The 550-nt window shown below is 65.3% G+C and carries 1 pseudogene; it reads left to right on the top strand.

Annotated features, from left to right (window positions below):
- Positions 1 to 550, top strand: a pseudogene (locus tag EOA24_RS40445) (sugar ABC transporter permease); the annotation flags it as partial.

Raw genomic sequence — 550 nt, 5'->3', positions numbered from 1 at the left:
CTATAACGGTCGCGTGCAGCGCAAGCGCTTCCGCTTCCCGCTGCGTCCGGTCTGGGCCGAGACGCTGCTCGCCACGGTCACCTGCGCGATCATCCTGGGCGCTGTGTGGCTTGCCAATTCCTATCCGTGGCCGATCGGCATCGTGAACCGCTATGCCGCCGCCAACAACATCACCGTTCCCGAAGGCGGACTGTTCATCGCGCATGGCATCGCCATTCCGGTGCTGATGGCGGTCGCCGTCGGCCTGATCATGACCTTCGTCACCAAGCGCACGCGCTTCGGCCGCTATGTCTTCGCCATCGGCGGCAATCCGGAAGCGGCCAACCTCGCCGGCATCAACACGCGCTGGATCACCATGAAGGTATTCATGATCATGGGCGTGCTGGCGACGATCGCGGCGGCGATCTCGTCGGCCAGGCAGAATTCATCCACCAATGCGCTCGGAACGCTTGACGAGCTGCTGGTCATCGCCGCGGCCGTCATCGGCGGCACCTCGCTCGCCGGCGGTTCCGGCACCGTGCTCGGCGCTATGCTGGGAGCGCTGCTGATG

The sequence above is a fragment of the Mesorhizobium sp. M2A.F.Ca.ET.039.01.1.1 genome, assembly GCF_003998035.1.
Taxonomy (GTDB): domain Bacteria; phylum Pseudomonadota; class Alphaproteobacteria; order Rhizobiales; family Rhizobiaceae; genus Mesorhizobium.
The sequence above is the reverse complement of the archived record's forward strand: the minus strand, read 5'-3'. Positions and strand labels throughout refer to the sequence as shown.